The organism is Moorena sp. SIO4A1 (assembly GCF_010672065.1).
Classification (GTDB): domain Bacteria; phylum Cyanobacteriota; class Cyanobacteriia; order Cyanobacteriales; family Coleofasciculaceae; genus Moorena.
This window is the reverse complement of the sequence record NZ_JAAHHX010000748.1, coordinates 1-1407: the sequence shown is the minus strand read 5'-3', so window position 1 is coordinate 1407 and position 1407 is coordinate 1. Positions and strand designations below refer to the sequence as shown.

Annotated in this window: 1 pseudogene; it reads right to left on the bottom strand. The window is 48.7% G+C overall.

From position 1 onward, the window contains the following. Window positions 1–127: 127 nt before the first annotated feature. A pseudogene (locus tag F6K53_RS42580) lies at window positions 128–1270 on the bottom strand (ISKra4 family transposase). Window positions 1271–1407 lie beyond the last annotated feature (137 nt).

Sequence of the window (1407 nt, the reverse complement as noted above, 5' to 3'; positions counted from 1 at the left end):
TAGTCGGTGGGTAAGCATATGCGCTACGCGCAGGGTGCATCTCACTTTTGCAATTAGGTAAAAATTCGGGCAAAAATTCCCACACTTCCCACACTTCCAACTGAGTGCATGGGATGTTTTGTAAGACTCAAATTGAGAATTGTCCGTTGAGGTAAGCGCACCGATGCTTGAGTACTTGAGGGACGTTGCTTTCGTCCCACTGAGCCCCTGAGATTTTGATGCGCCGACCAACCTGCTAAACCCGTCGATTCGTTCGCGTAGCGGCTCCAAAGGAGCATCGATCCTGACCCTATGGAAATGCCTTCGGCTTGGGTTTTAGCCGTAGTTAACAATACGGTGGCGATGCTACTTGATGCAGTCGCTCATGGGGTAAACCCCCAAGACCGCGCTGCATCGCTTGTTGAGGTAGATAATAAAGTTCTTGACAGGTTCATGTTGCCAATCAAGGAAGCTGTTCAATCGCGCCATCGACATCCCCAAACCACAAACAAGTTTCAACTGCATCTAGCCGCTGCTGCGGGTCCACCTACCTTGCCCAGATTCTCGATTAAGTGATACCAGTCTAGAATTTCACATCGTTGTGAGGTAGTTCCAATCTCTGCAAAGATATTCCAGATGCCGTCATGACCATCACCCAAGCAGATCAGTGGTGTGGCGCTTAGGCTGTTGGTTGACCCAACTGACCAAATTTACGTTCTCGCAGAAGAATGCACCATTCCTGTGCTCATGCAAATTCACTGCTTTGTAATCACGCCACTGGCTTCGCTCACCAATAGCCGTGCGTAACCGAACTTTGCCGCCATCTACGCTCATTTCTTCAACAGTCTGTTCGAGTTCGGGCAACTCAAAGTCTTGCCGATGTACCAGGCGTTGCTGAGTGCTATGGGAAACCGACATTCGAGTCAACACCTTGATATCTGAGCGCGCTATTGTTGTAGGAGGCGTTGGCACTCAGCAGAAGACAGCACTTCTCCAAATACGGACTCCACCTTGTGTAGGGCTTGACCATTAGCACATGAGCTTGTTTCTCGCTCAAACTCAATTTCCCAAGGATGCTGTTGAGGGTACGTTTTCGTCCGGCACGGGTGCCGCTGCTGGTTTGGATAAAAAATTTCCGATCTCTGGACTGACATGCTCGAGAATATGACCACGAACTACTTCTTCTATCCAGGACTTGGTTTGAACCTGCTCAGGGTCGGTTTCTACGCACACGTAAAGCAGCAATTGCTCGGGCGTGGGCTTTGATTTGGGCATGTTTGTCAGCATCCAGCACGCAGCACTCATTTGATCATAGGTCAACCAATTAAAGCTTACCTCAGATTGGTCAACACCCAACTTAAGTATTTATGCTTAATGCAAAATCGGGATGCACTCGGTGCAAGCATCCTTAATCGCTATAGTTTATAA